Origin of the sequence: Adlercreutzia equolifaciens (assembly GCF_029076695.1) — a bacterium.
Lineage (GTDB): Bacteria > Actinomycetota > Coriobacteriia > Coriobacteriales > Eggerthellaceae > Adlercreutzia > Adlercreutzia equolifaciens_A.
Genome location: NZ_JARFIK010000023.1, coordinates 1 through 486 on the forward strand (window position 1 = coordinate 1; position 486 = coordinate 486).

Annotated in this window: 1 protein-coding gene; it reads right to left on the minus strand. The window is 63.4% G+C overall.

Going from position 1 to position 486, the window contains the following annotated elements; translation table 11 throughout:
• On the minus strand, window positions 1–185 hold a 185-nt coding region (locus tag PZH32_RS11270), incomplete at its 3' end, for an AMP-binding protein (protein ID WP_275208341.1).
• Between the last annotated feature and the right edge of the window lie 301 nt (window positions 186–486).

The following is a 486-nucleotide window of genomic DNA, read 5'->3' on the forward strand; positions in this document are numbered from 1 at the left end:
GCCACTCTATCTCCGGGGGTTACCGCCGCTTCCTCCCGCAACAAATGGGCGAAGCGGTTCACGCGCTCGTTCATCTGCCCGTAAGAGATGCGCTCCCCCTCGAACACCATGGCGCACGCGTCCGGATTCGCGCGCACGCAGGCCAAAAACGGCTGCGCCACATTATCGTACTCGGCAAATTCCATTCCTCGTCCTTCCCCTGCGCTTGCCCCGGCAAGCAGGCAATCTCGGTACCTCTCCCGCGTCTCCCCCTACGAGACCGCAGGCGTACAAGAAAGGGGCCCTCGAGCGAGGGCCCCGGCGGAGCTATTTCGCGAACCGCTCCATGGTCTTGGCGTAGGCCGTGGTGGTGGTGCAGAAGGGAGAGGCCGTCGACTCCGCTTCCAGGCACGCATTCAGGTTCTCGTCGGCCAGCGAATTCATCAGCGTCTAGGTAATCTGAATGGAGGCATCGGGCATGCTGGACACCTGGCGGGCGAAGGCCAG